This window comes from Paracoccus sp. SCN 68-21 (assembly GCF_001724535.1).
Lineage (GTDB): Bacteria > Pseudomonadota > Alphaproteobacteria > Rhodobacterales > Rhodobacteraceae > Paracoccus > Paracoccus hibiscisoli.
Map to the genome: position 1 here is coordinate 1 of NZ_MEES01000056.1, position 5,740 is coordinate 5,740.

The 5,740-nt window shown below is 65.7% G+C and carries 7 protein-coding genes and 1 tRNA gene; 5 read left to right on the forward strand and 3 right to left on the reverse strand.

Features of this window, described 5'->3' with window-relative positions:
• Positions 1-85: 85 nt before the first annotated feature.
• Positions 86-1,132 (forward strand): recombinase family protein, encoded by a 1,047-nt coding sequence (locus ABS73_RS16790; protein ID WP_353743336.1) that lies wholly within the window; start codon positions 86-88, stop codon positions 1,130-1,132.
• Here the strand turns inward: ABS73_RS16790 and ABS73_RS12645 are convergent.
• Together ABS73_RS12645 and gltX are read right to left on the reverse strand one after the other, a co-directional pair.
• Positions 1,089-1,165, reverse strand: a tRNA-Met gene (locus ABS73_RS12645). The genes ABS73_RS16790 and ABS73_RS12645 overlap by 44 nt on opposite strands.
• A 137-nt stretch (positions 1,166-1,302) precedes the next feature.
• A complete protein-coding gene (gltX, locus tag ABS73_RS12650; RefSeq protein ID WP_277020349.1) occupies positions 1,303-2,625 on the reverse strand; it encodes a glutamate--tRNA ligase in 1,323 nt (440 codons plus the stop codon).
• Between the two features lie 80 nt (positions 2,626-2,705).
• Between gltX and ABS73_RS12655 the strand changes: the two genes are divergently transcribed.
• On the forward strand, positions 2,706-3,113 hold the full coding sequence (locus ABS73_RS12655) for a metallopeptidase family protein (protein WP_277020352.1): 408 nt from the start codon (positions 2,706-2,708) through the stop codon (positions 3,111-3,113).
• A 1-nt stretch (position 3,114) separates the two neighbouring features.
• Entirely contained in the window at positions 3,115-4,068 is a 954-nt protein-coding gene (locus ABS73_RS12660) for a 1-phosphofructokinase family hexose kinase (RefSeq protein ID WP_277020353.1), read from the forward strand.
• 50 nt (positions 4,069-4,118) lie between these two features.
• Here ABS73_RS12660 and ABS73_RS12665 read toward each other — a convergent pair whose 3' ends face one another.
• Positions 4,119-4,445 (reverse strand): DUF6280 family protein, encoded by a 327-nt coding sequence (locus ABS73_RS12665; RefSeq protein ID WP_042251710.1) that lies wholly within the window; start codon positions 4,443-4,445, stop codon positions 4,119-4,121.
• A 372-nt stretch (positions 4,446-4,817) separates the two neighbouring features.
• On the opposite strand from ABS73_RS12665, the gene efp reads away from it, so the two are divergent.
• Both efp and ABS73_RS12675 read left to right on the forward strand, forming a co-directional pair.
• Positions 4,818-5,381 carry an elongation factor P gene (efp, locus tag ABS73_RS12670; protein WP_136855380.1) on the forward strand — a complete coding sequence of 188 codons (564 nt, stop codon included), beginning with the start codon at positions 4,818-4,820 and terminating at the stop codon, positions 5,379-5,381.
• Positions 5,382-5,533: 152 nt separating this feature from the next.
• Positions 5,534-5,740 (forward strand): hypothetical protein (locus tag ABS73_RS12675; RefSeq protein ID WP_286693490.1); only part of this gene is annotated, 207 nt, incomplete at its 3' end.

Sequence of the window (5,740 nt, forward strand, 5' to 3'; positions counted from 1 at the left end):
ATCCCCCGACAGATCCTGTCAGAGGCAAGGTTCCACATGGGTCAGTTCTCAGTGACAATTCCGACTGCTGCCGGGTCAGTTCTTAGTGACAGCCAACAGGGTTAGGCCCCCTCGCGACGGAAGGGGCTGGCAAGCCAGCACGATCTACGGTTGGGCGGCACGGGGTAGTGGCATTCTTCGCAACACCCTCTACGCCGGGCGACTGACGTGGAACAAGTCGAAGATGCTGAAGGATCCAGCGACGGGCAAGCGCGTGTCTCGGAAAAATCCGACCGAGGAACACGAAACCTATGCCGTCCCCGACCTGCAGATTGTCGACCACGCACTTTGGGAATTTGTCCAAGCCAAGATCAAACCCAAATACGATTCCCCTGAAGATGTCGGGCGTCAGCGTCGCCCAGTGCGGCCGCTGTCAGGGCTCTTGAGATGCGGTGGATGCGGTGGCGGAATGTCGACGCGCGGTAAGGACCGGAGTGGCCGCGTAAGGGTATGTTGCACGCGTCATCATCAAAGCAGGACATGCCCAAATACCAAAACTTGGTATCTCGACGTCATCGAAGAGAAGGTTCTGGGCCTGCTTAGAAAAGAGCTGGACCGTCCCGAACTGCTCCAACACTACATCGACGAATACAATAAGACACGGCTGGACCTTCAATCGGAGAGCATCAAGCGGCGCGCTGGTCTGAGCAGGGCGATCAAGAATGCCGATGAGGAGATCGGCCGTCTCATCAACTTCATCAGCAAAGGCATTGGTGATCAGGAACGCTTGGCCGAAACCTACGCTTCGAAGTGCTCAGAGCTTCAAGCCTTAAGGGACGAACTTGCGAATGAACCGCCTGAAGTCAACCTCGTTGCACTCCACTCCCGGGCCGTTGATGGCTACAGGAAGGACTTGCAGCAGCTTATTCCCATCATGGGTTCAAATGCTACCGGTGAAACGAACGAATATGCTGTCATCCTGCGTCGGCTGATCGATACAGTCACTGTTTCAGAAAACGCAAACGGTCAAATGGAGATTTCGATCGCCGGTCACCTCAGGGCCCTCGTAGATGCCCCGGAACTGATGCCGGAAATTTCGGGGGGACCAATGGTAGCGGAGGAGGGACTCGAACCCCCGACACGCGGATTATGATTCCGCTGCTCTAACCAACTGAGCTACTCCGCCACAGAGTAGCGGCGATCTAAAAGAATGCCGCGGGGGCGTCAAGTGGTTTCGACGGGTTTTTCCGCCCGACCCGGAGGCGTCTCGCGCGGGGCGGGGGGTGCGGGGGGCGGCAGGCCCCCCGCCGTCGCGGGACGCAATCAGGCGCGCGCCTTGACCACGCGCAAGAGCGGCATCACGTCCGACATGTCGGGGCCATGCGCCTGGCCCGTCACGGCCTTGCGCAGCGGCATGAACAGGCCCTTGCCCTTGCGGCCGGTGGCTTCCTTGACCGCGGCCGTCCATTCGCCCCAGGTCGCGTCGGTGAAAGGCCCCTCGGGCAGCAGGGTCATGGCCTGGGCGATGAAATCGGCATCCTCGGGGTCGATCTGCGGCTCGGCGCCCTCGTTGAAGATGCGCCACCAATCGGCCAGGTCGTCCAGCCGGGTGATGTTCTGGGACGCAACGCGCCAGAACCGCTCGGCCTGATCGTCGGGCACGCCCAGGGCCGCGATCCGCTCGGCGACGGCCGCAAAGGGCAGCGCCTGGTTGCGCTCGCGGGTCAGTGGCCACAGGTCCTCGGCATCGAACTTGGTCGGCGACGCGCCGAACTGGCTCAGATCAAAGGCCTGCGCCAGCTCCTCCAGCGAGGCCAGCTCCACCGGAACCCCCGACCCCAGCCGCGCCATCAGACCCAGCAGCGCCTCGGGCGCCACGCCCGCCTCGCGCAGGTCCTTGAGCGACAGGGCGCCGATGCGCTTGGACAGCTCCTCGCCCTTGGCGCCGGTCAGCAGGCTGTGATGCGCGAAACGCGGGGGCGTGCCGCCGATGGCCTGGATGATCTGGATCTGGGTCGCAGTGTTCGTCACGTGGTCCGAGCCGCGCACGATATCCGTAACGCCCATGTCGGTGTCGTCCACCGAGCTGGCGAATGTGTACAGCACCTGCCCGTCGGCGCGGATCAGCACCGGGTCGCTGACCGAGGCCGCGTCGATCGAGATGTCGCCCAGGATGCCGTCGGTCCATTCGATCCGCTCCTGCTCCAGCAGGAACCGCCAATATCCCTCGCGCCCCTCGGCGCGCAGGCGGTCGCGGTCGGCCTCGGACAGCGACAGGCCAGTGCGGTCATAGACCGGCGGCTTGCCCATGTTCAGCAGCTTCTTGCGCTTGAGGTCCATCTCGACCGGGGTCTCGAACACCTCATACAGGCGGCCCGACACCTTGAGCGCCTCGGCCTCGGCGCGGTACCGGTCCATGCGCAGCGACTGACGCTCGACCCGGTCCCAGTGCAGGCCCAGCCACTCCAGATCGCGCTGGATGCCGTCGACATATTCCTGCTTGCTGCGCTCCTGGTCGGTGTCGTCCAGGCGCAGGATGAAGGTGCCGCCGGTCTTGCGGGCGATCAGATAGTTGAACAGCGCGGTGCGCAGGTTGCCCACATGGATGTGGCCGGTGGGCGATGGCGCGAAACGGGTGATGGTCATGGGGCGTCTCCTGTTGCTGTTGCTCTTTCACAGACGGGCATTTTTGTCCATATCGGGGGGACCATGCAGGAGGCGCTGGAATGAGTGACTGGAACGGCCGCACGGCCCCCGACGCAGCCGAGATCGAGGCGATGGCCCGGCACGCTATGACCACCCTGCCCCCCGAATTCCGCGAAGCTGCCGCCCAGGTCGCCATCCGCGTCGCCGAATTCGCCCCCGACGACGTTCTGGACGAACTGCAGATCGACGATCCGTTCGACCTGACCGGCATCTATGACGGCATCCCCGTGACCGAGAAGTCGATCAGCGACCAGCCGGCCGGCCCGGACATCATCTGGCTGTACCGCCGCCCGATCATGGACGAATGGGCCTCGCGCGGGGATGTGCCCTTGGGCGATCTGGTGGTCCATATCGTCACGCACGAGATGGCGCATCATTTCGGCTGGTCCGACGACGACATCGCCACCATCGACCAGTGGTGGGAATGAGATGAGCGGACAGGCTCCGATCCTGACGGTCACGCTGAACCCGGCGCTGGACCTGTCCACCGCCGCCGACAGCGTGATGCCCGACCTCAAGCTGCGCTGCGACAAGCCGGTGGTCGATCCCGGCGGCGGCGGCATCAATGTCAGCCGGGCGATCAAGATCGTCGGCGGCAAGTCCACCGCCATGGTGGCCCTGGGCGGCGCGACCGGACAGCGCATGGCCGAGATGCTCAAGGCATCCGGCCTGGACATCCTGCGCCTGACCGCCCCCGGAGAGACCCGCCAGTCGCTGGCCGTCACCGACCGCGCGACGGGGGTCCAGTACCGCTTTGTCATGCCCGGCCCCGAATGGCACATGACCCAGGTCGCCGGCACCATCGCCGCCATCGCCGAGGCCGCCCTGGCCGGGGGCTGGGTGGTGGTGTCGGGGTCGAACCCGCCGGGCATCGCGCCGGGGTTCGAACAGATGCTGACCGTGCGCCTCAAGGATGGGCGGGCGCGGCTGCTGGTCGACACGTCGGGCGATGCGCTGCGCGCGCTGGCGGGGTCGTCGATCCCGGTGGATGTGCTGCGCATGGACAGTCACGAGGCCGAGGGCCTGGCCGGACGCCCCCTGCCCACCCGCGCCGACAGTGCGGAATTCGCGGCGGGGCTGGTGCGCAACGGGGCCGCCCGATCGGTGATCGTGGCGCGCGGCGCAGACGGATCGGTCATCGCCGGACCCGATGGCGCTTGGCACGCCGCCGCGGCCCCCGTCCAGGTGGTCAGCGCGGTGGGCGCGGGCGACAGCTTTGTCGCGGGCTTCGTGCTGGCCATGGCGCGCGACTGGCCCGCCCCCGAGGCGCTGGCCCTGGGTGCCGCCGCAGCCTCCGCCGCCGTGATGACCCCCGCAACCGAGCGGTGCCACGCCGAGGACGTGCGCCATTTCTACTCGCAGCGCGTCGTCACCCGGCTGTAACGACAAAGGCCGCCCCGAAGGACGGCCCTGTTCCGGCGATGCGCAGGGTTTCAGGCGGCTTCGGCCTCTTCGGCCTCGGCGGCCATGCGGCGCTCGCTCTCCTCGCGCGACAGCGCGACCGAGGTGCGCACGCCCTTGGAGACGAATTCCATCAGGCCTTTCACGACACGCTCATTGGGGTCGATCCCGGCGCAGGACAGCACCTCGCGGCCATCGCGCGACCGCGCCCACCGGGCGATCTGTTCGGGACCGTTGCCATATTTCTTGTCATCGGCGATGGCGTCATCCAGTGCCGCCAGAACCACCGCCGCAAACAGCTTGCGGGCCCGCTGGCCCTGTTCGAAATTGAAAGCCGAGCCGTCAACAAAATCGCGCATCTTGTTTCGTCCATCTCTTGGGGCCCGGCTTGGGGAACAGGGCCCTTGCGGGGGAAACTTGACGTTCCCCCTGTTTCTTGAATCCGTTTCTCTGACGGTGCCAGCGGGCTTAGCCCTGATCGACGCCGATTCGGTATCCCCTCAGCCGCATGCCTGCCATGTCCATACTGCATGCCGCGCAATTTGCGGCAAAAATCGTGACCGCCTTGCACCGCTGACGCTGCGGCGTGCCTTGTGCCGCCTTGACAACGCCGCAGATCCGTTCTGGTTGCCTGTGACTGCAGGCCTCGATATAGGGGGCCGATATTGTCGTTCAACAGCTGGCCCCGGCCGGACGGCCCGAAATTTCCGCAAACGCACGAGACCCATCCCATGCCCAAGATCAACGGCAACGAAATCCGCCCCGGCAACATCCTGGAACATGACGGCGGCCTGTGGGGCGCCGTCAAGGTCAGCCACGTCAAGCCCGGCAAGGGCGGCGCCTTCGCCCAGGTCGAGCTGAAGAACCTGCGCGACGGCCGCAAGCTGAACGAGCGTTTCCGCAGCGAGGACAAGGTCGAGCGCGTCCGCCTGGACCAGAAGGACCAGCAGTTCCTGTACGAGACCGACGGCAAGCTGGTGTTCATGGACAGCGAAACGTTCGAGCAGACCGAGCTGGACGCCGACCTGCTGGGCGACCGCCGCCCCTTCCTGCAGGACGGCATGACCGCCACCATCGAATATTACGGCGAGGAGGCGCTGTCGGTCTCGATCCCGCAAAAGGTCACCTGCACCGTCGCCGAGACCGAGCCGGTCGTGAAGGGCCAGACCGCCGCCAACAGCTACAAGCCGGCGATCCTGGATAATGGCGTGCGCATCATGATCCCGCCCTTCGTGGGCGAGGGCGAGGCGATCATCGTCAACACCGAGATGTTCGAATACAGCGAACGCGCCTGATCGCTGCCGCCTGACGCATGCGCGCCCCGCAGCCCCGCTGCGGGGTGCTTTGCATTCTCACCTTTGCGTGAGGATGCGCGGGACCCGTGGTGCAGGCCGTGCCTGTGCGGGAAGATTCGGTCAAAGCCCGACCGCCCCCGAAGGAGATGCCCGTGACCACCCTGTCCCGCCGCCACCTGATGCTGACCGCCACCGGCGCCGCCCTGGCCCTGCCCTTTCTGGGCCGCAGCCTGGCTTTTGCCCAGGAACCCGCCCCGACCGCCTTCCTGCCCACGGTCCACACCCGCGCCCTGGGGGGCATGACGGTCACCACCATCGCCGACGGGCATTTCGATTTCGCGCAGGACCTGATCGTCAAC